At 73.0% G+C, this 25,280-nt stretch carries 21 protein-coding genes and 1 pseudogene; 11 read left to right on the top strand and 11 right to left on the bottom strand.

Going from position 1 to position 25,280, the window contains the following annotated elements; all coding sequences use genetic code 11:
- Positions 1 to 107: 107 nt before the first annotated feature.
- Together DVR05_RS11615 and DVR05_RS11610 are read right to left on the bottom strand one after the other, a co-directional pair.
- Complete coding sequence (locus DVR05_RS11615) at positions 108 to 872, bottom strand: NAD(P)-binding domain-containing protein (RefSeq protein WP_116245864.1); 765 nt, start codon at positions 870 to 872, stop codon at positions 108 to 110.
- A gap of 642 nt (positions 873 to 1,514) precedes the next feature.
- Positions 1,515 to 2,072, bottom strand: coding sequence for a hypothetical protein (locus DVR05_RS11610; RefSeq protein WP_116245863.1), 558 nt, complete (start codon positions 2,070 to 2,072; stop codon positions 1,515 to 1,517).
- 123 nt (positions 2,073 to 2,195) lie between these two features.
- On the opposite strand from DVR05_RS11610, the gene DVR05_RS11605 reads away from it, so the two are divergent.
- Positions 2,196 to 2,741: a type 1 glutamine amidotransferase domain-containing protein gene (locus DVR05_RS11605; RefSeq protein WP_116245862.1), complete on the top strand. Its 546-nt coding sequence runs from the start codon at positions 2,196 to 2,198 to the stop codon at positions 2,739 to 2,741.
- A gap of 88 nt (positions 2,742 to 2,829) precedes the next feature.
- On the opposite strand, the gene DVR05_RS11600 is transcribed toward DVR05_RS11605, so the two are convergent.
- Positions 2,830 to 3,135, bottom strand: coding sequence for a YrhK family protein (locus DVR05_RS11600; protein ID WP_116245861.1), 306 nt, complete (start codon positions 3,133 to 3,135; stop codon positions 2,830 to 2,832).
- A 206-nt stretch (positions 3,136 to 3,341) separates the two neighbouring features.
- Here DVR05_RS11600 and DVR05_RS11595 point away from each other — a divergent pair.
- The 3 genes and pseudogenes from DVR05_RS11595 to DVR05_RS11585 all read left to right on the top strand — a co-directional run bounded on the left by DVR05_RS11595 (position 3,342) and on the right by DVR05_RS11585 (position 7,661).
- A pseudogene (locus DVR05_RS11595) lies at positions 3,342 to 4,425 on the top strand (anhydro-N-acetylmuramic acid kinase).
- A 31-nt stretch (positions 4,426 to 4,456) separates the two neighbouring features.
- Complete coding sequence (locus DVR05_RS11590) at positions 4,457 to 6,013, top strand: sodium:solute symporter (RefSeq protein ID WP_116245860.1); 1,557 nt, start codon at positions 4,457 to 4,459, stop codon at positions 6,011 to 6,013.
- A 253-nt stretch (positions 6,014 to 6,266) separates the two neighbouring features.
- A complete protein-coding gene (locus DVR05_RS11585) occupies positions 6,267 to 7,661 on the top strand; it encodes an MBL fold metallo-hydrolase (RefSeq protein ID WP_116245859.1) in 1,395 nt (464 codons plus the stop codon).
- Between the two features lie 61 nt (positions 7,662 to 7,722).
- On the opposite strand, the gene DVR05_RS11580 is transcribed toward DVR05_RS11585, so the two are convergent.
- The 8 genes from DVR05_RS11580 to DVR05_RS11545 form a co-directional block, all read right to left on the bottom strand.
- Entirely contained in the window at positions 7,723 to 8,379 is a 657-nt protein-coding gene (locus DVR05_RS11580) for an HAD family phosphatase (protein WP_116245858.1), read from the bottom strand.
- Between the two features lie 174 nt (positions 8,380 to 8,553).
- Positions 8,554 to 9,186: an LUD domain-containing protein gene (locus tag DVR05_RS11575; RefSeq protein ID WP_116245857.1), complete on the bottom strand. Its 633-nt coding sequence runs from the start codon at positions 9,184 to 9,186 to the stop codon at positions 8,554 to 8,556.
- Positions 9,187 to 9,266: 80 nt separating this feature from the next.
- Complete coding sequence (locus tag DVR05_RS11570; protein ID WP_116245856.1) at positions 9,267 to 10,733, bottom strand: LutB/LldF family L-lactate oxidation iron-sulfur protein; 1,467 nt, start codon at positions 10,731 to 10,733, stop codon at positions 9,267 to 9,269.
- Positions 10,730 to 11,479 (bottom strand): (Fe-S)-binding protein, encoded by a 750-nt coding sequence (locus DVR05_RS11565; protein ID WP_116245881.1) that lies wholly within the window; start codon positions 11,477 to 11,479, stop codon positions 10,730 to 10,732. The genes DVR05_RS11570 and DVR05_RS11565 overlap by 4 nt, the downstream gene beginning before the upstream one ends.
- Positions 11,480 to 11,502: 23 nt before the next feature.
- On the bottom strand, positions 11,503 to 12,996 hold the full coding sequence (locus DVR05_RS11560; protein ID WP_116245855.1) for a rhamnulokinase family protein: 1,494 nt from the start codon (positions 12,994 to 12,996) through the stop codon (positions 11,503 to 11,505).
- Positions 12,993 to 15,086 (bottom strand): bifunctional aldolase/short-chain dehydrogenase, encoded by a 2,094-nt coding sequence (locus tag DVR05_RS11555; protein ID WP_369974523.1) that lies wholly within the window; start codon positions 15,084 to 15,086, stop codon positions 12,993 to 12,995. The genes DVR05_RS11560 and DVR05_RS11555 overlap by 4 nt, the downstream gene beginning before the upstream one ends.
- Positions 15,074 to 16,252 carry an L-rhamnose isomerase gene (gene rhaI, locus DVR05_RS11550; protein WP_116245854.1) on the bottom strand — a complete coding sequence of 393 codons (1,179 nt, stop codon included), beginning with the start codon at positions 16,250 to 16,252 and terminating at the stop codon, positions 15,074 to 15,076. Before rhaI ends, DVR05_RS11555 begins: the two co-directional genes overlap by 13 nt.
- A gap of 244 nt (positions 16,253 to 16,496) precedes the next feature.
- Positions 16,497 to 17,546 carry a LacI family DNA-binding transcriptional regulator gene (locus DVR05_RS11545; protein ID WP_116245853.1) on the bottom strand — a complete coding sequence of 350 codons (1,050 nt, stop codon included), beginning with the start codon at positions 17,544 to 17,546 and terminating at the stop codon, positions 16,497 to 16,499.
- A gap of 321 nt (positions 17,547 to 17,867) precedes the next feature.
- Here DVR05_RS11545 and DVR05_RS11540 point away from each other — a divergent pair, with 321 nt between their 5' ends.
- The 7 genes from DVR05_RS11540 (at position 17,868) to DVR05_RS11510 (ending at position 25,258) form a co-directional block, all read left to right on the top strand.
- Positions 17,868 to 19,391 (top strand): sugar ABC transporter ATP-binding protein, encoded by a 1,524-nt coding sequence (locus DVR05_RS11540; RefSeq protein ID WP_232832088.1) that lies wholly within the window; start codon positions 17,868 to 17,870, stop codon positions 19,389 to 19,391.
- Complete coding sequence (locus tag DVR05_RS11535) at positions 19,391 to 20,440, top strand: ABC transporter permease (protein ID WP_369974522.1); 1,050 nt, start codon at positions 19,391 to 19,393, stop codon at positions 20,438 to 20,440. Before DVR05_RS11540 ends, DVR05_RS11535 begins: the two co-directional genes overlap by 1 nt.
- Complete coding sequence (locus DVR05_RS11530) at positions 20,424 to 21,530, top strand: ABC transporter permease (RefSeq protein WP_116245851.1); 1,107 nt, start codon at positions 20,424 to 20,426, stop codon at positions 21,528 to 21,530. The genes DVR05_RS11535 and DVR05_RS11530 overlap by 17 nt, the downstream gene beginning before the upstream one ends.
- The gene (gene rhaS / locus DVR05_RS11525) at positions 21,527 to 22,594 is read left to right on the top strand and encodes a rhamnose ABC transporter substrate-binding protein (protein WP_116245850.1); all 1,068 of its coding nucleotides are present in this window, start codon (positions 21,527 to 21,529) and stop codon (positions 22,592 to 22,594) included. Before DVR05_RS11530 ends, rhaS begins: the two co-directional genes overlap by 4 nt.
- 131 nt (positions 22,595 to 22,725) lie before the next feature.
- On the top strand, positions 22,726 to 23,043 hold the full coding sequence (locus DVR05_RS11520; protein ID WP_116245849.1) for an L-rhamnose mutarotase: 318 nt from the start codon (positions 22,726 to 22,728) through the stop codon (positions 23,041 to 23,043).
- A 37-nt stretch (positions 23,044 to 23,080) separates the two neighbouring features.
- A complete protein-coding gene (locus DVR05_RS11515) occupies positions 23,081 to 24,517 on the top strand; it encodes a BNR repeat-containing protein (protein WP_116245848.1) in 1,437 nt (478 codons plus the stop codon).
- A 159-nt stretch (positions 24,518 to 24,676) separates the two neighbouring features.
- Positions 24,677 to 25,258: a TetR/AcrR family transcriptional regulator gene (locus DVR05_RS11510; RefSeq protein WP_116245847.1), complete on the top strand. Its 582-nt coding sequence runs from the start codon at positions 24,677 to 24,679 to the stop codon at positions 25,256 to 25,258.
- Positions 25,259 to 25,280: the final 22 nt, after the last annotated feature.

Raw genomic sequence — 25,280 nt, 5'->3', positions numbered from 1 at the left:
TTGGGGTACGCGGGCTCTCCTGAGCGGGGGCGGTGGACCCCGGGGGCAGGGGCGAAGGTCCCTCCTGTCCCGTGCTGGGGCCACCACCGGTGCGGTACCCCGGTCGGCTACCCCAGGTCGCGCAGGAGGTCGTCGAGGGTTCGGCGGAGGGCCGCGGAGTTGGCCGGGTCGAACCATGCGGTGCGGACGCGTTCGTTGATGCCGTTCGGGGTCTCGTGGTCGGCCGCGAGCGTGTGGAGGGAACGGCTCCCGTCGCCCAGGGCACGGCCGACGCTCTGGAAGAGGCCGCGGACGTAACGGTCCGCGTCGTCGGCGGCGATGCCCTGGCTGGTGGCCCACTCCGTGAGCGTGGCGAGGTACCGGTAGTGGGTGGTCAGTGTCGCGGTCAGCGCGGAGAACACGTTGAGGTCGGCCTCGTCCGTGACCGGGAGCGATCCGCCCAGGCGTTCGAAGAGGGCGTCCACCTCCGGGTGCGACGGGCACGTCACCGTGATGGAGCGGCGTTCACGGATGGCGGGCAGGGGGATGGCCCGTACCAGCGGGGCGTCGGTGGCGAGTGTCCCGCGCAGGTCGTCGTTGGCGACACCGGCCATCACGTTGACCACCACGGTGTCGCCGTCCACCCGCAGCCCGGCCAGGGCCTCGGACCGGTCCTGGGGGCGCACGGCGATGACGACGATCCCGGAGCGGTTCACCACTTCCTGGTTGTCGGGGCACACGTGCACGTTCTCGTAGCGTTCGGCGAGTTCCGCGGTGGTGCGGGCGCCCCGGGGGGAGAGGTGGATCTCCGGGGGCTCCTCGACCCCGTCGCACAGTCCGTCGACGATGGCCCGGCCGATCTCGCCCACCCCGATGATCCCGATGCGTTTCACGGTGGCTGTCCTCCCTTCCGACGAGTCCGGTTCATTGTGCGCGTCCACCGGTGCCACGGGCCAGGTCTCCTTCGTGCCCGGAGGCCGCGCCGTCCAGGGCGGGACGGGTCCGTCTCTGGCCTGACCCGGCCCTTTCCGCCGTGGGCGGGGTGGTCCAGACTGGAGGCACCGGACAGCGGGCCGGTCCCGTGCCGGACCGCGAGCACGGGACAGGACACCCGCCCCAGTCAACGGAGACAGCGCTGCGAACCGATGTGCGCTTCGTGAGCGGCGACCTGAGGCCCGCGGGGCACCTCTACGCACCCCAGAACCGCACCGAGGGCGAACGCCTCCCGGCGGTCGTGGTCGGCCCCGACGACCGGTGTGAAGGAGCAGACCGGCGGGCTGTAGGCCCAGCGCCTGGCCGACGAGGGTTTCGTCGTCCTCACCGCCGACTCCCGGTCCGCCGACCCCGAGGGTTGGCGGAGGGCGGTCGAGCAGTCGGGGACCCCGCGCAGCCAGGAGGCCGCGGGCGACCGACCGGTGGGTGGCGCGCAGCGCCGGACACCGTCGGCGACGCCACGCCGCCGGTGGTCGTGGCACCGGCCGGAACGGTGCCGCCGTGCTGGCCCAGCGGCTGGTTCTCGCGACGCGTGGTCAGGGTCAGTCCGCGGGTGTGACCGGTGTGACCTCCTGCAACAGGCCCCAGGTGAAGTCGGCGAGGTGACGGCCACCGGCGGAGTCGGTGAGCAGCAGTCGCCAACGCGACGGTGCGGTGCCCTCCAACGGCGTCGAGGGCAGCGCGCGGGCGACGTCGTCGATGACGAACGACCAGGGCCGGAGGTCGTCAACGCTGTGCAGCGGGGGCGCCGGTACCCGCGGGGCACGCACGAGCCACTCCTGGACCAGGGCGCCGTTGGGGGCGGTGACCACCTCGAAACGCAGGTCCGGCCAGAGCGACACCGGCCACTGACGGGCCTCGCACGCCATGCCGCCCACGATGACGTCGCGCCGCAACGGGGCGGGGCCGAGAACCGTGGTGAACCGGCGGACCGGCCCGCCGGAACCGCGCCCGCCCCGGGTCATGGCCTGCCAACGCCGGTTGGCCTCACGCATCCCGGTCGCGGTGGTGCCGAGCTCGCGCACCGCCTCCTCCACCAGCTCCGGCTGGAAGTCGGCCATCCTGCGCAGCAGGACCAGTTGGAATTCGAGCGAGCCCATGCCACGACCCTAGCGTCCGGCCCGTCCGGTCCGCGCGGGCGTGAGGAGGCAGCCGCGGGGTAGGGCCGCAGGTGTGGCGCCGTACGGTCGCGGTGCCCGTGAGCCGAGCCGAGGGGGAAGAGCATGGCTGGCACGCTCACCGGTCGCCGGGTCGCGATCCTGGCGGCGGACGGAGTGGAACAGGTCGAACTCGTCGAGCCGAGGAGGGCTCTGGAGGAGAAGGGCGCCCAGACGGAGCTGGTCTCGCTGCACCCGGGGACCATCCAGGCGATGAACGGCGACATCGAGCCCGCCGACCGCTTCACCGTGGACCGGCGGGTGTCGGAGGCGGTGGTCGACGACTACGACGCCCTGGTGGTGCCGGGCGGCACCGTCAACCCCGACCACCTGCGAAGGGACCGCGACGCGATGCGTTTCGTGCGCGGGTTCGTGGACAGGGGCAAGCCGGTCGCCGCGATCTGCCACGGACCGTGGGTCCTGGTGGAGGCCGACGTGGTCCGGGGCCGCACCCTGACCTCCTACCCGAGTCTGCGCACCGACCTGCGCAACGCCGGCGCCGTGGTCGTGGACGAGGAGGTGGTCACCGACCAGGGCGTGACCACGAGCCGTAACCCCGGTGACCTGCCTGTCTTCTGCGAGCGCGTCGTGCGGGAGGTCGAGCACGCCTAGGCCCGGGCCACCCGCGCACCGGGGGAACGCGTGGACATCCCGGCCCCGCGCCGGAACGAGGCGCAGCACGAGCCGTGGCCGGAGCCTTTCAGAAGTCCATCGGCGCCTCGTGGGAGGCCGGTCCCATTCCCGAACCGGAGCGGACGCGCCGGACGTGGATCAGGCGGGACAGGCGGATGATCGGGCGGATGAGCATCTGGACGCTGCCGACGAGGAAGAGCCACGTGCCCGTGGTCGCCCAGGCCGGTGAGAGGAACATGACGCTGCCCACGACGAACCACAGGCCGATGAGGATGTCGTTGGCGATGCTCGCCGCCTCGTAACGCTGCCGGACGACCAGTTCGTGCCGACCGATCTTCACGTCGAAGGGTTTCTCCGCGTGGGGTCCGGACATGACGCCTCCCGAGGCGGTGCTCTCCGCGTACGGGTACGGACCTACCCGGGACCAGAGGGGGTTGACGCGGCGGCGACACCGGGTGTACCGCTGACAGGCGGTGCGTAGCCGGAGGTGTGGATGGGCGTCGGGCGGGTTGACGGGTTCTCACCGTCCAGTGGTCCGGGACGGTCGGTCCGACCGCGTGCGCGTCGGCCGTCCGGCTCATGATCGTCGTCGGGCTGTCCTCGGGCACCTCGGCCGACGGCATCGACGTGGCCGCCGCGCGGTTGCGCCTCGACGGCCCGCTCGTGCGTCTGGCGCCGCTGGGCCACCGCACTCTCGCCTACTCGTCGGACCTGCGCCGCGCCCTCCGCGACGCCCTGCCCCCGGCGGCGACCACCCTGGCGGAGGTCTGCCGACTCGACACCCGCATCGGACGCGAGTTCGCCGAGGCCGCCCGGCACGGGATCGACGAACTCGCCGGGGGCCGGGCCGACCTGATCGCCTCCCACGGCCAGACCCTGTTCCACTGGGCCGAGGGCACCGCGGTGCACGGAACCCTGCAACTCGGCCAGCCTGCTGGACGTTCTGCTGCTCGGCGGGCGCCCGGAACCGGCCGCCGCCCTGAACCTCGGCGGTATCGCCAACGTCACCGTCGTCCGGCCCGGCTCCCCTCCGGTGGCGTTCGACACCGGTCCGGCCAACGCCCTGATCGACGCCGCGGTGCGCAGGATCACCGACGGGCGCGCCGACTTCGACGCCGACGGCGCCCTCGCCCGGTCCGGACGACCGCACCCCGCCCTGCTGGAGCACCTGCTCGCCGAGCCGTACTACCGCCTCGCGCCCCCGAAGACCACCGGTGTCGAGCTGTTCGGCCCCGCCCACCTGGACGCGGCGCTGCGGCGGGTCGCCGTGCCCGAGCCCGGCGACCTGGTGGCCACCCTGGTGGAGCTGACCGCCGTCACCGTCGCGGACGCCCTGCGCCCCCACGGGGCGGCCGAGGTGCTCGCCTCCGGAGGCGGCGTGCGCAACCCGGCCCTCATGGAGCGGATCGCCGCCCGGATCGCCCCCGCGCGGCTCGGCGCCTCCGACGACCTCGGTCTGGCCGGCGACGCGAAGGAGGCCCACCTCTTCGCCCTCGTCGGCTTCCTCACCTGGCACGGGCTGCCCGGATCCCTGCCCGCCTGCACCGGCGCCCGCCGGGCGCCGGTGGCCGGTCGCCTCACCCCGGGACACGCTCCGCTCCGGCTGCCCGAACCCGCGACCACCGTGCCCCGGCGCCTGCTCGTCGACCCGTCGGACGCGTGACCCACCCGCATCCCACCCCCGGAGGACCGCAGTGCAACCAGTCGACCTCGTGGTCATCGCCGTGTACCTGCTGGGCTCGGCGTGGCTCGGACTGAGGCTGTCGGGTCGCCAGCGCGACCTGAAGGACTACTTCGTCGGCGCCCGACGGCTGCCCTGGTGGGCGGTGTGCCTGTCGGTGGTGGCCACCGAGACCAGCGCCCTGACCGTGATCAGCGTCCCCGGCGTGGCCTACCTGGGCGACGTCACGTTCCTCCAGGTGGCGGTCGGCTACCTGGTCGGGCGCGTGGTCGTCGCCTTCGTGCTGCTGCCCCGCTACCACCGGGGCGAGATGACCACGGCCTACACCTACCTGGGCCGCCGCTTCGGCCGCGGCATGCAGGGCACGGCGTCGGTCACCTTCCTGTTCACCCGTCTGCTCGCCGACGGGGTGCGCCTGTTCGCGGCGGCCATCCCGATGCGGATCGTCCTGGACCACTACGGGGTGGACCTGTCCTACGTCGCCATCATCGCCCTGCTGGCGGTCGTCACGGTCCTGTACACCCTCATCGGCGGTATCAGGGCCGTGGTCTGGGTGGACGTGGCGCAGATGGGGCTGTACGTCGTCGGCGGCGTCATCGCGCTGGCCGTCATCGTCACCGGTCTGGACGTGAACTTCCTCGCCGTGGCGGCCGACGCGGGCAAGACGCGGTTCCTCGACCTGACGTCCAACCCGCTCTCCGCGCCCTACGCGACGGTCACCGCGGTGCTGGGCGGCGCCCTGCTGTCCACCGCCTCGCACGGCGCCGACCAGATCATCGTGCAGCGGCTGCTGGGGTGCCGCACCCTGCGCGACGCCCGCAAGGCGGTGATCGGCAGCGGCGTCGTGGTGTTCGTCCAGTTCGCGCTGTTCCTCACCGTGGGCCTGGCGCTGTTCTCCTACTTCGACGGCGCCTCGGTCGACCGTCTCGGACTCAACGGTTCCGACGAGGTGTTCCCGGCGTTCATCGTCGAGGGGATGCCGGTCGGCCTGTCGGGCCTGCTGCTGGCCGGGATCATGGCGAGTGCGATGAGCACTCTGTCCTCGTCGCTGTCCGCGCTGTCCTCCTCGACCATGACGGACCTGTACGCGCGGTTCGGCCGCCGCGAGCTCACCGACGCCCAGGGGCTGCGGCTCGGGCGGCTGTTCACCCTCGGATGGGGGCTGGTGTTCGTCGGGGCCGCCGCGATGTTCACCGGCACCGACAACCCGGTCGTCGAGCTGGGCCTGTCCGTGGCCAGCCTCACCTACGGGGGCCTGCTCGGCGCGTTCCTCCTGGGCCTGTGGGTGCGCCGGGCGCGCCAGACCGACGCCCTCGTCGCGTTCTGCGCGGCGGTGGCGACCATGGCCTGGCTGTTCCTGTTCGGGCGCGGGCTGGTCGGGTTCACCTGGTACACGGCCATCGGTGTGGCCATCGTGCTCGGCCTGGGCTCCCTGCTCTCGCTGCGACACCGCGACCCGGCGGCCGGAACCGGAACGGACGGGCGCGGAGCCCTCGCCGCGGATCCGTCGGCGGACGCCCCGGTGGGCGCCTCGGAGGGAGGGGAGGAGCGGTCCCGACCGGGCGGATGAGCACTGCGGCGTCGTCGGTGGCGGCCCACCGCGCCCGCAGGCGCCGCAACCCGCGCTGGTCCGGGCTGGTCTGCGTCCCCGTCGGGGACCGGGGAGCCGACGCGTCGGCGGTGCGCCCGACCGAGGCCGGACTCCGGCCGCGCCGACCGTCGGGCGGGAACCGGGGCGCACACCGGCCCGGGGGGGTAGAACGGAAGGTGTGGACCGCCACGACGAAGGGGGCCCGCGTCGCGAGACGGGGAGGGTGACCACGATGACGTCCGGGATCGACGTCCGGGTGATCGAGACGTCCTCACTGGGGGACCGCAGCTACCTGGCCACCGACGGCGAGGTCGCGCTGGTGGTCGACCCCCAACGCGACGTCGACCGCGTCCTGGCCCTGGCCGGACGGCTGGGGGCACGCATCACCCACGTGCTGGAGACCCACGTCCACAACGACTACGTCTCCGGCGGGCTGGAACTGTCCCGGCTGACCGGCGCGGCCTACGCGATGGCGGCCGCCGACGAGGTGCCCTTCCAGCGCCTGCCGGTGGCCGACGGCGACCTGGTGGAGGTCTCGCCGCGCATGCGGGTGCGCGTCATCGCCACCCCCGGCCACACCTTCCACCACCTCTCCTACGCGTTGGAGGGCCCCCGGGGAGCGGAAGGCGTGTTCACCGGCGGTTCGCTGCTGTTCGGCACCACCGGGCGCACCGACCTGCTGGGCCACGAGCACGCCGAGACCCTGGCCCGACACCAGCACGCCTCCGCGCGCAGGCTCGCCGACCTGCTGCCCGAAGGGGCCAGGGTGTGGCCCACCCACGGCTTCGGCAGCTTCTGCTCAGCCACCCAGGCCGAGGGGGACTCCTCCACCGTGGGACACGAGAGGCAGGTCAACCCGGCGCTGCGCCTGGCCGCCGAGGAGTTCGTCACCCAGACCCTGTCGGGCCTGGACGTCTACCCCGCCTACTACGCCCACATGGGGGTGACCAACCTCGCGGGCCCCGAACCGGTGGACCTGCGCCCGCCGGCCACGGCGGATCCGCGGCAGCTGCGTCGGCGCCTGGCGGCGGGGGAGTGGGTCGTGGACCTGCGCAACCGCAGGGCCTACGTCCGGGCGCACCTGGCCGGCACCGTCAGCCTGGCCCTGGACGGCCCGATGGCCACCTGGCTGGGCTGGCTGATCGACTGGGGGGCTCCGCTCACCCTCGTCGGCGAGACCGCCGAACAGGTCGCCCGGGCCCAGCGCGAACTGGTCCGCATCGGCATCGACCGCGTCGCCGCCGCGGCCTCCGGCACCCCCGAGCGACTGGCCGCGGAACCCGACCAGATCCGCGCCATGGACACCGCCGACTTCTCCGCCCTGGCCGCGGCCCTGGCGGGGGCCGTCCCCGACGGCCTGCCCGCGCCCGCGACCGTGCTGGACGTGCGGCTGCGCAACGAGTGGAACGACTCCCACGTCATCGGCGCCGTGCACATCCCGCTGCCCGAGCTGCCCCGGCGCCTCGACGAGGTTCCGGAGGGAGCGGTGTGGGTCCACTGCGGCAGCGGCTACCGCGCGACCGCCGCGGCCTCGCTGCTGGCCCGCGCCGGCCGCCGCGCGGTGGTCGTGGACGACGACGTCACTACCGCGGCCGACAAGGGCGTCCCCATGACCGCCTCCGCGTAGTCGTCCGACCGGGCGGGGGCGGCGGCGTTCGGCGTGGGGTCCCGTCGGCCCCGCCCCGCCGTCACGGCGTGTCGGGAGCGCGTCGGCGGAGGACGTCCCAAGCCGTCGAATAGGCCTCCCACAGGCTCGTCCCCGTGTACCGGGCGCTCGCCAGGTCGGCGATGTGGCTGTCCCCGTTCACGGCGACGGTGTTCGCCAGGTGCCCGAACAGCGGGGCGTCGGACATCGAGTCCCCGTAGGCCACGCAGTTCTCCAGGTCCACGCCCCTGCGGCGGCGCGCCTCCTCGACGATCCCCACCTTGTCGTGCGGGGTCAGGATGTCCTCCGCGACGACGGGGGAGGCGAAGGGAGGCGCGGGGAACCGGGAGGCGACCACCTCGTCGAAACCGAACCGCAGCAGCAGCCGGGCGTAGAAGTCCGGGGACATGCTCACCACCATCGAGTGGTGGCCGCGGGCGCGGATGTCGGCGCACACCCGTGGGATGTCCGCGAGGAAGGGGCTGCTGTCGAACGCGGCCCGGACGTCGTCCTCGGTGAGCGCGCCCCAGAGGCGGTGGATGCTCCGGGCGAACTCGCGGGTGTCGATCTCCTGGCGCCGGAAGCGCCGCTCCAACTCCGTGAGCCGCGGCTCGCAGCGGAGGATCCGTGCGATCTCCAGGCTGGCCGTCGTTCCCCTCAACAGGGTGCCGTCCATGTCGAAGACGTGCAGGTACGTCATGGGCTCCCGTCCATGGCGCTCGGGGTGTCCGGTACGGGTCCGACTGACCGCGCCGGGCGGGCCGGTGTCCCGACCGCCCTTTGATGATTCCAGGACGGGGCGTCCACCGCGACGGACGCGGGGTGCCGAACACGTCACCGCGGAGCCCCTCCCCTCCGCCCCGGCCGGTGACCGTCAGTCCGACTCCACCAGCACGACGTGCAGGGTCCGGGGCCCGTGCACACCCTCCACCCGCTCCAGCTCGATGTCGCTGGTGGCCGACGGCCCGCTGACGAACGTGAGCGGGGCGAGCGGGTCCAGGCGGGTCAGCGCCTCGGGAACCCCGCCCACCACCTGGTCGGCGCGGACCACGCACACGCACACGTCCGGCAGCAGGGACAGCGCCCGGCGCCCGCAGACGGGGCCCGCGTCCAGGACGAGCGTCCCGGTCTGGGCGACCGCGACGGCCGTACCGGTGACGGCGGCCCCGCACCCGCTCAGCCGAACGGCGGGACGGCCGTCGTCGCGGCCGGCGCCCGGGGGCGTCCACCCCTCCGGGAGCCCGGGGGCGGCCAGCACCTCGGCGCGGTCCGGGCCCAGGGCCTCGGCCAGGGCGCTCTCCACGGTCGCGGCCACCGTCCCGGGGCCGCACCGGTGCACGGTGGCGCGGTAGTCGACCAGCCGGTCCGCCAGCAGGTCCAGCAGCTCGGGATGACCGGGCGGGCGGCCGTCGCTCCGCCGGTAGGCGCGCGGCACCTCCGGCTCGGCCGCCCGGGCCGCGCCGTTGGCCGCGCGGACGCGGGCCAGGATCTCCTCACGTGCGCTCACCGGTCGAACCTCCTCGTCTGTTCGGTGTCCGCGACCTCCGGGGCGCCCTGCCCCGGGCCGGGGACGGGATGGCCGGAGTCTCATGCCCGGTCACCGCGCTCGCGGGCCCAGCGCTCGGTGAAGGTCTCCCTCGGCGGGGCGGGCAGGTCGCGGGTGCGGGTCCACCTCGACAGCGGCGGGGGCAGCGCGGCGGGCAGGGTGGCGCGGCCGCGGGCGAGCAGGCGCCCCAGCCGGGTCAGGCGCTGCGCCGACCGCCACAGGCGGGGACGGGACATGAGCTGGGCGACCGCCCCGAAGGCGGCCCGCTCCGCGGAGGGCTTCCTGCCCGACTCGACCTGCTGGTTACGCAGCTCGACCAGGATCGAGGGGATGTCGATGGCCACCGGGCACACCTCGTAGCACGCCCCGCACAGCGTGGACGCGTACGGCAGCGACGGGTTGGCCGCCACCCCGGTCAACTGCGGGGACAGCACCGCGCCGATCGGCCCCGGGTAGACCGACCCGTAGGCGTGCCCGCCCGTGCGCTCGTAGACCGGGCACACGTTCAGGCAGGCGGAACAGCGGATGCAGTGCAGCGCCTGGCGGCCGGTGGGGTCGGCGAGCGCGGCGGTGCGGCCGTTGTCGAGCAGCACCAGGTGGAACTCGCGCGGCCCGTCGCCGGGGGTCACGCCTGTCCAGGTCGAGGTGTAGGGGTTCATCCGCTCACCGGTGGACGAGCGCGGCAGGGTCTGGAGGAACACCTCCAGGTCCCGCCAGGTGGGGACGGTCTTCTCGATCCCCATGACGGTGATGAGCGTGTCGGGCAGGGTCAGGCACATCCGGCCGTTGCCCTCGCTCTCCACCACCGCCAGCGTGCCGGTCTCGGCCACCGCGAAGTTGGCGCCGCTGACCGCCACTCTCGCGCGCAGGAAGCGCTGACGCAGGTAGGCGCGGGCGGCCATGGCGAGCTGGCGGGGGTCGTCGGTCAGACCGGGGTCGACGCCGGGCATGGTCTCCAGGAAGATCCGCCGGATCTCGGCGCGGTTGCGGTGGATGGCCGGGACCAGGATGTGGGAGGGCCGGTCGTCGCCGAGCTGGACGATCAGCTCGGCCAGGTCGGTCTCCCAGGCGGTGACGCCCGCCTCCTCCAACGCCTCGTTGAGGCCGATCTCCTGGGTGGCCATCGACTTGACCTTGACCACCTCCTCGGCCCCGGTGGCGCGCACCAGGTCGGTGACGATCCGGTTGGCCTCGGTGGCGTCGCGGGCCCAGTGCACGGTGCCGCCGCGCTCGGTGACCCGCCGCTCCAGCTCGACCAGGTGCTCGTCGAGGCGGGCCATCGTGGCCTCCTTGACCGCGCGACCGGACTCGCGCAGCTGTTCCCAGTCGGGCAGCTCGGACACCACGGAAGCCCGTTTGGCCCGGATGGTGCCGGTGGCGCCCGCCAGGTTGGCGCGCATCTGGTGGTCGGCCAGGTGGCGGGCGGCCGAACGCGGGAACGGCTCCTCACCCCCCAGGTCGCCGGTGCCGTGCGGGATGCCGGGCATGCCCAGGAAGGTCCGGCTCACGTGGCGGCCTCCTTCGCGTCGTCGGTGGCGGCGAGGATCTCGGCCAGGTGGACGGTTCCGGTGGCCGCCCGCAGCCGCGACAACCCGCCGCCGATGTGCATGAGGCAGGAGGCGTCGCCCGCCGTGCACACCTCGGCGCGGGTGGACACGATCGAGGCGAGCTTGTCGGAGAGCATGGCGGCGGAGGTGTCGGCGTTCTTCAGCGCGAACGTGCCGCCGAAGCCGCAGCACTGGTCGGCCCCGGGCAGCTCCACCAGCTCCAGGCCGCGTACCGCCCGCAGCAGCCGCAGCTGCCGGTCGCCCAGCCCCAGGACGCGCGCGCCGTGGCAGGCGGGGTGGTAGGTGACGCGGTGCGGGTAGCTCGCCCCGACGTCCTCCACCCCCAGCACGTCCACCAGGAACTGGGAGAGCTCGTAGGTGCGCGAGGCCAGCTCCTCGGCGGCCCGGGCCAGGCCCTCGTCACCGGCCCGGCGCGCCACCATCGCCTGCTGGTGGCGGATGGAGGCCACGCACGACCCGGAGGGGGCCACCACCGCGTCGGCCCCCTCGAAGGCCCGCACGTGGTTGGCGACGACGCGCACCGCCTGGCCTCGGTAACCGGAGTTGACGTGCATCTGCCCGCAGCAGGTCTGTCCGGCGGGAACGGTGACGGACTGGCCGAGCCGTTCCAGCAGGCGGGCGGTGGCCCACGCCGCCCGCGGCGCCATGGTGTCCACCACACACGTGGCGAAGAGCGACACGCGCATACCGGCGCCCCTTCCGTCGACCGTCATCCGAGCCTCCCGCCGATCCGGGCCTCGGCATTCTCCCACGGCCGTCGGCTCCCCGTCGGCTCGTAGCGGCGCACGCCGACGGAGTCGGCGACGATCCGGCGCAGCCCGGTCAGGTCTCCCCCGACCGCGCCGACCGCGCGCGCCTGGACCAGCAGGTTGCCGATCGCGGTGGCCTCGGCGGGCCCGGCGACCACCGGCAGGCCGGTGGCGTCCGCGGCCCGCTGGCACAGCAGCGTGTTGTGCGCCCCGCCGCCGACCAGGTGCACCGCGTCGACACGGCGGCCGGTCAGGTCGGCGGCGCGGTGGATCCAGCGCCGGTAGGCCAGGGCGAGGGAGTCGATGACGCACCGCGCCGTCTCGGCGTCGTCGGCGGGCGGTCGCTGACCGGTCTCGCGGGCGTAGGCGTCGATGCGCGCGGGCATGTCTCCGGGCGGGAGGAAGCGCGGGTCGTCGACGTCCACCACACAGGCCAGTTCCGGAGCGCGGGCGGCCCGGGCGAGCAGCTCGTCCAGCCGCACCCGCCGCCCCCGCCGCTTCCAGGTGCGCACCGACTCCTGGAGCAGCCACAGGCCCATCACGTTGCGCAGGTAGCGGACGCTGCGGTCCACCCCCAGTTCGTTGGTGAAGTTCGCGGCCCGCCCCTCCCCGGACAGCAGCGGCGCGTCCAGCTCCACGCCCACCAGGGACCAGGTGCCGCAGGAGACGTAGGCGAAGTCCGGCCCCGTGGCGGGAACGGCGGCCACCGCCGAGGCGGTGTCGTGGGAGCCGACGGCCACCAGCGGAGTCCCGGCCGCGGCGCCGACGGCCTCACCGGGGCGCACCGGTGCCACCACGGTGCCGGGTTCGACCACCTCCGGCAGCAGCGGGCCCGCGTCCACCCCGAACGCCTCGGCGAGGACGGCCAGGACGCGGGGCGACCAGTCGCGGGCGCGGACGTCGAGCAGCCCGGTGGTGGAGGCGTTGGTCAGTTCGGCGACCTGTGCCCCCGTCAGCCAGTGGCCGAGCAGGTCGGGGATCAGCAGCAGGCGCCGGGCGAGAGCCGTCCGGGCGTCGGCCGCCGCCGCGGCGAGCTGGAACACCGTGTTGAACGGCTGCACCTGGAGGCCGGTCACCCCGTACAGCTCGGCGGAGGGCAGGTGGGCGAACACCCGGTCGGGTGCTCCGTCGGTGCGCGCGTCCCGGTAGTGGACGGGGTTGCCGAGCAGGGAACCGTCGGCGTCCAGCAGCCCGTAGTCCACCGCCCAGGAGTCGATGCCCGCCGACGCCAGCGGGCCGAACCGGTCGGCGGCGGAGCGCAGACCGGCGGCGGCGTTGGCGTACAGGGCGAGCACGTCCCAGTGCAGGGTGCCGCCTCCCGGACCGGGCAGGTGGACGGGCACGTTGGGGAAGCGGGCCACCTCCTCGGTGCGCAGCCGCCCGCGGTCGAGGTACCCGGCCAGGACGCGCCCGCTGGAGGCTCCCAGGTCGACGGCTGCGTGGACGGTGCTCATCGCAGGAAGGCGGCGGCGACGCCGGAGTCGACGGGCACGTGCAGACCGGTGGTGTGCGACAGCTCCCCGCAGGTGAGCGCGTACACCGCGCTGGCCACGTGTTCGGGCAGCACCTCGCGTCCCAGCAGGGTGCGTTTGGCGTAGAAGGCGCCGAGTTCCTCCTCGGGTACCCCGTAGACCTTGGCGCGCTGGGCTCCCCACCCTCCGGCGAAGATCCCCGAACCGCGCACCACCCCGTCGGGGTTGACCCCGTTGACGCGGATGCCGTGCTCGCCCAGTTCGGCGGCGAGCAGCCGCACCTGGTGGGCCTGGTCGGCCTTGGCGGCGGAGTAGGCGACGTTGTTGGGTCCGGCGAAGACCGCGTTCTTGGAGGCGATGTAGACGATGTCTCCGCCCAGACCCTGCGCGGTCATCACCCGGGCGGCCTGGCGGGAGACGAGGAAGGAGCCCTTGGCCATCACGTCGTGCTGCAGGTCCCAGTCCCGTTCGGTGGTCTCCAGCAGCGGCCTGGAGACGGACAGCCCGGCGTTGTTGACCACCAGGTCCACCCCGCCGAAGGCCAGCGCGGCGGCGTCGAAGGCGGCGGCGACCGCGGCGGCGTCGCTGACGTCGCAGCCCACGCCCACGGCCGTGTCGGCGGTGCCGAGTTCGGCGGCGGTCTCGGCGGCCCGGTCGGCGTCCAGGTCGGCGACCACCACGCACGCGCCCTCGGCGGCCAGGCGCCGGGCGATGGCCCTGCCGATGCCGCCGGCCGCGCCGGTCACCAGCGCCACCCGGGTGGCCAGTGGCTTGGGCTCGGGCAGACGGGCGAGCTTGGCCTCCTCCAGGGCCCAGTACTCGATACGGAACTTCTCCGACTCCTCGATGGGCCGGTAGGCGGACAGCGCCTCGGCACCGCGCATGACGTTGATCGCGTTGACGTAGAACTCGCCCGCCACGCGCGCGGTCCTGGCGTCCTTACCGAAGGAGAACATGCCCACGCCCGGGACCAGGACGATCGCCGGGTCGGCGCCGCGCATGGCGGGGCTGTCGGCGGTGGCGTGGCGCTCGTAGTAGGCGCGGTACTCGTCCCGGTACTCCCGGTGGAGTTCGCGCAGCCGGGCCACGGCGTCCTCGATCGGGGCGTCGGCGGGCAGGTCCAGGACCATCGGGCGGACCTTGGTGCGCAGGAAGTGGTCGGGGCAGGAGGTGCCCAGGGTGGCCAGGCGGGGGTGTTCGGCGCGGGAGAGGAAGTCGAGCACCTCCTCACGGTCGGTGAAGTGCCCGACCTGCGGGTGGTCGGTGGAGGCCAGGCCGCGGATCACGGGGGCGAGCTCGGCGGCGCGGGCCCGGCGCGCGTCGGGCTCCAGTGGCTCGCGGCCCCTGACGACCGGGCCGAACGGGTCGGGGCGGCCTCGCTCGGCGATGAAGCGTTCGGCGGTGCGGATGATCTCCAGGGAGTGGGCCTGGCACTCGGCGCTGGTCGCTCCCCAGGCGGTGATCCCGTGTCCGCCGAGCACGACGCCGATGGCGTTCGGGTTCTCCTGCGCGATGCGGGCGATGTCCAGCCCGAGCTGGAACCCGGGACGGCGCCAGGGGACCCACAGGACGCGGTCGCCGAAGCAGGCGCGGGTGAGCTCCTCGCCGTCGGCGGCGGTGGCCAGCGCGATCCCCGAGTCGGGGTGCAGGTGGTCGACGTGGGCGGCGCGGACCAGCCCGTGCATCGCGGTGTCGATGGAGGGCGCGGCCCCGCCGTCGCCGAACCGGCAGTGGTCGAAGGCGGCGACCATCTCGTCCTCGCGCTCCTCGCCGGGGTAGACGTCGACGAGCGCGCGGAGCCGGTCCAGCCGCAGGACGGCCAGCCCGTCCTCGGTGAGGGTGCCCAGGTCGCCGCCGGACCCCTTGACCCAGAGCAGGTCGACCGGCTCCCCGGTGACGGGGTCGGTACGGGTCCCGGAGGCGGAGGTGTTGCCGCCGGCGAAGTTGGTGTTGCGCGGGTCGGAGCCCAGCGTGTTGCTCCGGGCCAGCAGGTCGGCGACGGTGGAGTCGGGCATGTCGGTTCCCTGGTCGTGGTCGGTGTTTGCGGCCGGCTCGGTGCTCACGCGCCCCACCCCGCCTGGGTTCCGCCCACGCGCTCGGCGGTGACCTCGTCCAGGTAGCCGGATCGGACGTGCGCGGCCATCGGGTCGGGGTCCAGGCCCATGTCCTCGCGCAGTTCGGCGAGCAGGGGGCGCACGTCGGTGTTGAAGGCGTCCATGAGCACGGCGTTGGCGGCGAGCACGTCGCCGTCGCGCTGTGCCCCGGCGAGCGCGTCGCCGTCCACCAGCAGGGCCTTGGCCGTGGCCTCCTGCACGTTCATCACCGAGCGGATCTGTCCGGCGATCTTCGGTTCGATGTTGTGGCACTGGTCGAGCATGAACGCGACCTCGGTGTCAGCGGCCAGACCGCCGCCGCGCGCCACCTCGTACATGATCCGGAAGAGCTGGAAGGGGTCGGCGGCGCCGACCATGAGGTCGTCGTCGGCGTAGAAACGGGAGTTGAAGTCGAAGGCGCCGAGCTTCCCGGCGCGCAGCAGCACGGCGACGATGAACTCGATGTTGGTGTGGGCGGCGTGGTGGCCGGTGTCCACGCACACGACGGCCCGCTCGCCCAGCTCCAGGCAGTGGGCGTAGGCGGTGCCCCAGTCGGGGACGTCGGTGGCGTAGAAGGCGGGTTCGAAGAGCTTGTACTCCAGCAGCATGCGCTGGTGCGGGCCGAGCCGGTCGTAGACCTCGGTGAGGGCCTCGGCGAGGCGGTCCTGGCGGGCGCGCAGGTCGTCCTGGCCGGGGTAGTTGGTGCCGTCGGCGAACCACAGCTTCAGGTCCCGGGAGCCGGTCGCGTCCATGACGTCGACGCACTCCAGGAGGTGGTCGAGGGCCTTGCGCCGCACCGCGGGGTCGGGGTTGGTCACGCTGCCCAGGCGGTAGTCGTCGTCCTGGAAGACGTTGGCGTTGATGGTGCCGATGCCCACCCCGAGGTCGCGGGCGTGCGCGCTGAGGGCGGCGTAGTCGTCGACCCGGTCCCAGGGGATGTGCAGGGCGACGGTGGGGGCCGCTCCGGTCAGGCGGTGGACGTGGGCGGCGTCGGCGATCTTCTCCCACGGGTCCCGGGGCACACCGGGCTGCGCGAACACCTTGAACCGTGTGCCGGAGTTCCCGAACGCCCAGGAGGGGAGTTCGATGTGCTGGCGCCGCAGGGTGTCGAGGACACCGGCGCGGAGGTGGGGCAGGGCTGACACGAGAGACGTCTCCGTTCGAGGCTCAGACGACCGTCTTGCGAAGGGGGTTAAATCGTTTTTACTCGCCAGCGTCGAAGGTAGCCACAGAGCGAACGGGTTGTCAATAGCACACTGTTGCACAGGGGAAGGAAGGTGAGCGCAGGTCAGTAGAACGTTTCACAAGCGTGTCGTCCCGGAGCACGACGGAACCGGCGCCGACGGCCGGGGCCCCGCGGCGGCGGAGCGGCGCGGTCGCGGTGGGGGGTCAGGTCCGGCGCGCGGCGGTGGACCCCCGGACCACGAGCTCGGGGGTGAACCACACGCGCTCGTGCCGGTGGCCGGGGTCGTCCAGCTCGGAGCCGAGCAGGCGCATGGCCGAACGGCCCAGCTCGTACTTGGGCTGGGCGACGGAGGTCAGGCCGGGATGGACGAGGTCGGCGAAGTCGACGTTGTCGTAGCCCACGATCGAGATGTCCTCGGGTACGCGCACACCACGCTGGCCCAGGCCCTTCATCAGGCCCAGCGCCAACTGGTCGTTGGCGCAGAAGACGGCCTGGGGCCGTTGGCGGGGGCCGCCGGCCAGGACGGCGTCGACGGCGCGCTCGCCCTGGGCCGCGTTGAGCTGGGGCTGCTGGACCACCCGGACGGTCTCGTCGGGGTCGAGGTCGGCCTCGGCGCAGGCATCCAGCAGGCCCCGGTGGCGCTGCCGCACCTGTTCGATCGTGAAGGGGCCGGTCAGGAACGTGATCCTCTCGTGGCCGAGCCCGATGAGGTGGCGTCCGGCGGCCAGACCGCCGGCGTGGTTGTCGACGCTGACGCTGCACCCCACCTCCTCGGACACGTCGCCCCGGTCCAGGGCCACCCAGGGGGTGCCCTGGCGGCTCAGCCACACCAGGTCGGACAGGTCGTCGTCCACGGGCATGACGACGGTCCCCGCCGCGCGCTGCTCGGCGAGCAGGCGCAGGTTGCGTCGCTGCCGCTCCCGCTGCTCGGCGGAGTTGAGCAGGACCACGGCCAGGCCGGACTCGGCGGCCTCGTCCTCGACGCCGCGCGCGACCTCGGTGAAGAAGGGGTTGGTGACGTCCAGGACCAGGAGCCCCACCGATCCGCTGCGGCCCGAGCGCAGGCTGCTGCCGGAGGAGTTGCGCACGTAGTCGAGTTCGGCGATGGCCGCCTCGACCTTGCGCCGGGTCGCCTCGGCGACGCGCTCGGGGCGGTTGAGGACGTTGGACACGGTGCCGGGGGACACCCCGGCGTGCCGGGCGACCTCGGTGATGCCCACCGTGCGGCGGCTGGCGCGTGGACTGGGGCTCAAGGGCTCTCCCGGGCAGGCTCGAACGGTCGGTCGTGGGGCGAGGCGAAGGCATCGTACTGACCCGGCGCTCGGTCCGGGTCCTCATGCTCACACCCGGATTGAAACGTGTCAATAATCATCCGGGGATCCGCCTCCGCGAAGGAGCGCGACGCGAGCCCCGCCGGGGTCGAGCACGGGTCGTTATCAGGGCGATACCTGGGATTTCTTGGATCGTCCCCTTGACGTGATGGTGTGTCCCACTTAACATCCACTCCATATTAAAACGTTTTTTCCGGTTTCCCTGGACCTCCGGGAACCGGCACACGAAGAAGGAGGGCGCACGTGGCGGACGACCGATCACCGGTGCCTCCACCCCTCGCACTGGTCGACGTCACCAAATCCTTCGGGAGCGTCCGGGCCCTGCGAGGACTGTCCCTGCACCTGCGCGCCGGGGAGATCCACGCCCTGGTGGGGGAGAACGGGGCGGGCAAGTCCACCCTGGTCAAGACCATCGCCGGGGTCCACCGCCCCGACGGCGGACAGGTCCTGGTGGACGGGGAGCCGACCGAGTTCACCGCGCCGGCCGACGCCCAGCGCGCCGGGGTCGCGGTCATCTACCAGGAGCCGACACTCTTCCCCGACCTGTCGGTGGCCGAGAACATCTTCGTCGGCCGCCAGCCCCGCACCCGACTGGGCACCATCGACCGCACCGCCATGCGGCGCGCCACCCGGGAGGTCTTCGACCGGCTCGGCGTGGACGTCGACCCCGACCGGCCCGCGCGCGGGCTGTCCATCGCCGACCAGCAGCTGGTCGAGATCGCCAAGGCCATCACCCGCGACGCCCGCGTCCTGGTCATGGACGAGCCCACCGCCGCCCTGTCGGGGGTCGAGGCCGAGCGGCTGTTCACCGTCGCCCGCGCACTGCGTGACGGGGGAGCCGCCCTCCTGTTCATCTCCCACCGCTTCGACGAGGTGTTCGGTCTGTGCGACCGCGTCACCGTCGTCCGCGACGGTGCCTTCGTCTCCTGCGACCCCACCGGTGACCTGGACGTGGACACCGTCGTGCGGCGCATGGTCGGCCGCGACGTCACGAGCCTGTACCCCAAGGAGGAGGCCGGGTTCGGCGACACCGTCCTGGAGGTCGAGGGCCTGACCCGCCACGGCGTCTTCTCCGACGTCTCCTTCTCGGTGCGGGCCGGTGAGATCGTCGCTCTGGCCGGGCTCGTGGGAGCCGGGCGCAGCGAGGTGGTGCGCGCCGTGTTCGGCGTCGACCGCCACGACGCGGGCACCGTCCGCGTCCGGGGCGAGGACCTGCCCGCGGGGCGACCCCGCGCCGCCATGGCCGCCGGGATGGCGCTGGTCCCCGAGGACCGCCGCCAGCAGGGCCTGGTCATGGAGTCCTCCATCGAGCGCAACGCCACCGCCACCCGCCGCTGGGCGCTCAGCCGACTGGGGTTGCTCAGTTCCCGGGCCGAACGCGCCAGCGCGCGCGAGTGGGGGACCAGACTCCAGCTCAAGGCCGGTGCGCTCACCGACCCCGTCTCCACCCTCTCCGGCGGCAACCAGCAGAAGGTCGTCCTGGCCAAGTGGCTCTCGACCGAACCGCGGGTGCTGTTCGTCGACGAGCCCACCCGCGGCATCGACGTGGGCACCAAGGCTGAGGTCCACCGTCTGCTGTCCACCCTGGCCGGTCAGGGACTGGCCATCGTCATGGTCTCCAGCGAACTGCCCGAGGTGCTGGGCATGGCCGACCGGGTCCTGGTCATGCACGAGGGCCGCCTCACCGCCGAACTCGACCGCGACGAGGCCGACGAGGAGTCGGTCATGTACGCGGCCACCGGACAGCGACCGAGCGAGGCCGCCTGATGAACCCACCCGTCACCGCGCCGCCCGCCGCCACGGCGGGGGCTCCGCCCGAACCCACGGGACGCCCGTCCGGCCGCCGACGGCAGGTCCGCGAGATCGGCGTCCTGCTTGCCGTCGTCCTGCTGGTCGGCGCCACCTGGCTGCACAACCCCGGATTCCTCTCCAGCCAGGGCGTCCGCGACCTGTTCCTGGGCGCCACGGTCCTGTCCGTCCTCGCCGTCGGCCAGGCCCTGGTCCTCATCACCAGGAACGTCGACCTCTCGGTCGGCTCCGTCATGGGACTGGCGGCCTTCGGCACCGGGATCCTCTTCGTCACGTTCCCGGGCCTGCCCGTGCCCGTCGTCATGCTCGCCGGGGTGCTCATCGGCCTGGTGTGCGGCCTGGCCAACGGCCTGCTCGTCACCGCCGTCCAGGTCCCCGCGCTGGTCGTCACCCTGGGCACCCTGTACGCCTACCGCGGCCTCAACCACTGGTGGGCGGGCGGCGGCCAGGTCAACGCCCACGACATGCCCGAGTCCTTCCTGACCCTGGGCCGGATCAGTGTCCTGGGCGTGCCCCTGCCCGCGGCGATCGCCGTCGCCGTGGTCATCGCGGTCGGGTTCTACCTGGCCAACTACCGCTCCGGCCGCGAGCTCTACGCGATCGGCTCCGACGCCGACGCCGCGCGCCTGTCCGGCATCCCCGCCGGACGCCGCGTCATCGTCGCCTTCGCCGCCAACGGCGCCCTGGCCGGACTTGCCGGGGTCCTGTTCGCCGCCCGCTACGGCACCGTCGACTCCACCGTCGGTACCGGCATGGAACTGCAGGTCGTGGCCGCAGCCGTCGTCGGCGGCGTCGCCATCGCCGGGGGAGTGGGCACCGTCTACGGCGCCGCCCTGGGCGCGGTCCTGCTCACCACCATCACCGCCGCCCTGCCCATCTGGCAGATCAACCAGTTCTGGCAGCAGGCCGTGGTGGGCGCGCTCATCCTGGCCGCGATCGGCCTGGACCGCCTGCTGGCGCTGCGCACGGCCCGCAAGCTTCGAGGAGGAGGTGCCCGTGGCGCCTGAACGCGTCATCACCACCCCGGCGGCCGACGCCCCGGAGACCGGCCCCGCCCCCCGGCCGGAGGGCGCGCGGCGGATCGTGTCGCTGCTGTCCCGGCGCGAGTCACCGGTCGTCGCCGTGCTCGTCGTGACGCTGCTCGGCGCGTCCCTGTTCGTGGACATGTTCGCGACCGGGCGCAACATCAGCTTCCTGCTGCTGAGCATCGCCGCCATCGCCCTGATGGCCCTGCCGATGACCCTGATCGTCATCACCGGCGAGATCGACCTGTCGGTGGCCAGCACCCTCGCCCTGAGCAGCGCCACCCTGGGTGTGCTCTGGGAGGCCGGGGTGCCCATCGAGACCGCGCTGTGGATCTGTCTGGCGGTGGGCGCGGGTCTGGGCGCCCTCAACGGCGTCCTGGTCACCGTCCTGGGGCTGCCGTCCCTGGCCGTCACCATCGGCACCATGGCCCTGTACCGGGGTCTGGCCTACGTCCTGCTCGGTGACCGGGCGGTCGCCAGCTACCCGCGCAGCTGGGTCAGCGGGGCCCGCGACCCCTTCCTGGGCGTCGAGGGGCTGCCGTGGATCGCCGTGGCCGTCCTGGCCCTGGCCGTGCTGTTCGCGGTCCTGCTGCACGCCACGTCCGTCGGCCGCTCCCTGTTCGACATCGGCAACAACGACGAGGCCGCGCGCTTCTCCGGAACCCCCGTCAGGTGGACCAAGTTCTGGCTGTTCACCCTCAGCGGCGCGGTCGCCGCCGGCGCCGGGGTGTTCTGGACCCTGCAGTACGGCACCTCGCGCGCCGACACCGCCTTCGGCCTGGAACTGCAGGTCGTGGCCGCCGTCCTGCTGGGCGGCGTGTCCATCTTCGGCGGCGTCGGCTCGATCCTGGGCGTCATGAGCGGCGTGCTGCTGCTCGGCACCGCCCGCAACGCCCTCCAGCTCTTCGGTCTGACCAGCGAGGTGCTCCAGATCGTCACCGGTCTGATCCTCATCGCCTCGGTCGTCGCACCGAACCTCGTGGCCCGGGTCCGCTCCAGACGCGTACCCGGCCCCAACCCCGTCCCCGTCACCGGTTCCACCGACCGTCCACGCACCGGAGAACAGTCATGACCGATCCCCTGCGCCCGCGCCACCTGGCCCTGATCGCCGCGGCGGCCGCCGTACTGACGACCGCCGCCTGCGGCGGCACCACCATCGACGACGCCGAGGAGGCCGACACCGCCGGGCCGACCGGTACCGCCGACCCCGACGCGGAGATCCCCGAGGGGCTGAAGATCGACTTCCTGCCCAAGCAGCTGAACAACCCCTACTCCGACATCGTCAACGCCGGCGGGGCCCAGGCCGTGGAGGAGCTGGCCGGGGAGTACACCGAGCGCGGCGGTACCGAGCCCACCGCCGACTCCCAGGTCGAGTACATCAACGCCGCCAGCCAGGCGGCCAGCGACGTCATCGTCATCGCCGCCAACGACCCCGACGCGGTCTGCCCGGCGCTGAACGAGGCCCGCGACAACGGCGCCGCCATCGTCGGCTACGACTCCGACGCCAATTGCACCGACGTATTCGTCAACCAGTCCTCCGACGAGCTCATCGGCCGCGCGCTGGTCGAGATGATCTCCGAGCAGATCGGCGGGGAAGGCACCTTCGCCATCCTGTCGGCCACCCCCAACGCCACCAACCAGAACACCTGGATCGCGGCGATGGAGGAGATCCTGCAGGAGGACGAGTACGCCGACCTGGAGCTGGTCGACACCGTCTACGGCAACGACGACGACCTGCAGTCCTTCCAGGAGATGCAGGGCCTGATGCAGTCCTACCCGGACCTGGACGGCGTCGTGTCGCCGACCACGGTCGGCATCGCCGCGGCGGCCCGCTACATCAGCGACTCCGAGTACAAGGGCGAGGTCGCCGTCACCGGTCTGGGCACCCCCAACCAGATGCGCGAGTTCGTCCACGACGGGACCGTCGAGGAGTTCGCCCTGTGGAACCCGCACGAGCTGGGCTACCTGGCGGGCTACACCGGGGCCGCGCTGAAGGCCGGACAGATCACCGGCGCCGAGGGGGAGACCTTCACCGCCGGTGAGCTCGGCGAGTACACCATCGGCGAGGACGGCGAGATCGTGCTCGGCCCGCCGACGGTCTTCAACGAGGACAACATCGACGACTTCGACTTCTAGACCCACCACCGCCCAGGGCGCGCCGCCCGCGGGGGCGGGTCTGCACCCTCGGCGGCGCGGCGCCCCCTCTCCCAGGGGCGGGCCGGAACCCCTCCCTCCGGCCCGCCCCTTCTCCACCGAAAGGAGCGGCCGTGCAACGCGTCTGCTTCGTCCTCAAGGTCCGCAAGGAGCGGCTGGAGGAGTACAAGGAACGGCACGCCGCCGTGTGGCCCGAGATGCGCGCCGCGCTCAGCGCCACCGGCTGGCACAACTACTCGCTCTTCTGCACCGACGAGGGCATGGTCGTCGGCTACCTGGAGACCGAGGACTTCGAGGCGGCCCGCGCCGCCATGGCCCGCACCGACGTCAACGACCGCTGGCAGGCCGAGATGGCGCCGTTCTTCGAGGACCTGCCCGGACGGCCCGACGAGGGCATGCTCCCGCTCACCGAGATCTTCCACCTGCCCTGACCACCGCCCCGACACCCCCCGGCAGAAAGGTCCCCCGATGCCCCCTCGCACCCCCTCCCGGATCCGTGTCCTGAACACGGCCCTGGCCCTGACCCTGGCCGTTCCGCTCGGGGTCGCCCCCGCGATCCCGGCGGTCGCCGCCGACGCCCCCTCGGCCACACCCCTGGGCCAGCGGACCCTGGACGAGCAGGCCCTGTACTTCGTCTCCTACGACGGACTGGTCAACAACGGCTCCTACCAGCAGTCCGGCATCATCACCCACGGCGACTACCAGTACGCCGCCTGGTACACCGAGTCCCGCCACGCCGTCGTGGCCCGACGCGACCTCGACGGCGGTGACTGGCACACCGTCCAGCTGCCGCACCGGCTCACGGTGAACGACTCCCACAACAGCATCTCCCTGGGCGTCTCGGCCGAGGACGACCGGCTACACGTGGCCATGGACACCCACAACACCCCGGTGTACTACACGCGTTCGGCGGTGGGCCTGCTCACCGGCGACGCGCCCTGGAGCGCTGACTCCTTCGAACCGGTCAGCCGGGACCTGGCCGGCCTGGACATCGGCCCGATCACCTACCCCCGGTTCGTCAGCGCCCCCGACGACGGGCTGCAGCTCGCCTACCGGACCGGCGGCTCCGGTGACGGCACCCTGGAGTTGGCCGAGTATGACGGGGACGGAGGCTGGACGCACCTGGGCGCGTGGTCGTCCCCCGAGGGCTCCTACGCGGCCAACGGGGCGGTCAGCACCAGCCGCAACATGTACCTGCACGGCATCGGCTACGGGGACGACGGGCGCCTGCACGCGTCCTTCACCTGGCGTGAGACCGCCGCCGGCGGGGACATCCTCTGCCACCCGGGCGGACTGTCCAACCACGACACCGGCTACGTCTACAGCGACGATGAGGGGCGCACCTGGCGCACCGACGACGGCGCCGTGGCCGCGGTGACCGGGACCTCCCACCGGGTGTCCGTGGACACCCCCGGGCACGTGGTCGACCCGCTGCCGCTGAACTACGCCCTGATGAACCAGGAGTCGCAGGCGGTCGACTCCGCGGGCAACCCGCACGTGGTGATCAGCTACCGGCCGGGCCGGTTCGGGCACTGCTCCACCGACTTCGTCCGCGACCGCCGCACTCAGGGCTACGCCTTCCACCTGTACCAGGACGGGGCGGGCCGGTGGCACAAGTTCGAGATCCCCGAGCCGCTCCGGGCCTTCGGCCGTTCCCGGCTGGTCCTGACCGGGGAGGACACCGCCTACGTGGTCATGCCCTTCGGTCGGATCATGGCCGCGACCAGTGAGTCCGGCTGGACCGACTGGACGATGGTCCACGACGGGTCCGACATCGACGCGTTCGGCGAGGTGCTCGTGGACGAGTCCAGGGTCGCCTCCGAGGGTGTGCTGTCGATCCTCTACCAGGAGGCCGGGGAGCGGCCGTCCACGCCCATCCGGGTCGCCGACTTCCGGCTCGGCTGACCCGCGTCGAGCACCGCGTCGTTTCCGGGGAGGAGGCAGCTGGCCCCCGGGAACGACGCCGGTGACGCGGCCCCCTTGTCAGGGCTGGGACGGATGTCCTAGTGTCGTGGCCGTCACCTAGGACGATTGTCCTAGAGTCAGTCGTCGAACGGGGGTGCCGTGGGGACGCGCGAGCGGATCGTCGAGGCGGCCGACCGCCTGTTCTACGAGCAGGGCTTCGAGCCGACCTCGTTCGCGGCGATCGCTGAGGCCGTCGGGATCTCCCGGGGCAACTTCTACCACCACTTCAGGACCAAGGACGACATCCTCCACGCGGTGATCGAGGCCCGGCTGGCGAGAACCCGGGAGATGCTCACCGCATGGGCGGAGAACTCGACGGACCCGCTCGACCGCGTGCGGCGGTTCGTCGAGCTCCTCATCACCAACCGCGACGACATCGAGAGCTGCGGCTGTCCGGTCGGGACGCTGACGAACGAGCTCGCCAAGCTCGACCACCCCTTCCGTGCGCACGCCGTGGGCGTCTTCGACCTGTTCCGCGCCTGGTTGCGCGAGCAGTTCGAGGAGCTCGGGTTCGACGCGGAGGCCGACGACCTCGCGATGCGGGTCCTCGCGTCCAGCCAAGGCATCGCCACGCTGTCGAACGCCTTTCACGACAGCGAGTTCGTCCACCGCGAGGTCGACCGGATCAACACGTGGCTGACAGGGCTACCGGCCTCCCGTGTGTCCGCCGACCGCGGATGACGGGCGACCTCCGTACCCTCCT

The organism is Nocardiopsis sp. FIRDI 009 (assembly GCF_003386285.1).
GTDB lineage: Bacteria > Actinomycetota > Actinomycetes > Streptosporangiales > Streptosporangiaceae > Nocardiopsis.
The sequence above is the reverse complement of the archived record's forward strand: the minus strand, read 5'-3'. Positions and strand labels throughout refer to the sequence as shown.

Coding starts and splice junctions, on each gene's coding strand:
- DVR05_RS11610 (WP_116245863.1), bottom strand. CDS start 2,072: ATGGGCTCGCTCGAATTCCAACTGGTCCTGCTGCGCAGGATGGCCGAC.
- DVR05_RS11605 (WP_116245862.1), top strand. CDS start 2,196: ATGGCTGGCACGCTCACCGGTCGCCGGGTCGCGATCCTGGCGGCGGAC.
- DVR05_RS11600 (WP_116245861.1), bottom strand. CDS start 3,135: ATGTCCGGACCCCACGCGGAGAAACCCTTCGACGTGAAGATCGGTCGG.
- DVR05_RS11585 (WP_116245859.1), top strand. CDS start 6,267: ATGACGTCCGGGATCGACGTCCGGGTGATCGAGACGTCCTCACTGGGG.
- DVR05_RS11580 (WP_116245858.1), bottom strand. CDS start 8,379: ATGACGTACCTGCACGTCTTCGACATGGACGGCACCCTGTTGAGGGGA.
- DVR05_RS11565 (WP_116245881.1), bottom strand. CDS start 11,479: ATGCGCGTGTCGCTCTTCGCCACGTGTGTGGTGGACACCATGGCGCCG.
- DVR05_RS11560 (WP_116245855.1), bottom strand. CDS start 12,996: ATGAGCACCGTCCACGCAGCCGTCGACCTGGGAGCCTCCAGCGGGCGC.
- DVR05_RS11535 (WP_369974522.1), top strand. CDS start 19,391: ATGAACCCACCCGTCACCGCGCCGCCCGCCGCCACGGCGGGGGCTCCG.
- rhaS (WP_116245850.1), top strand. CDS start 21,527: ATGACCGATCCCCTGCGCCCGCGCCACCTGGCCCTGATCGCCGCGGCG.
- DVR05_RS11515 (WP_116245848.1), top strand. CDS start 23,081: ATGCCCCCTCGCACCCCCTCCCGGATCCGTGTCCTGAACACGGCCCTG.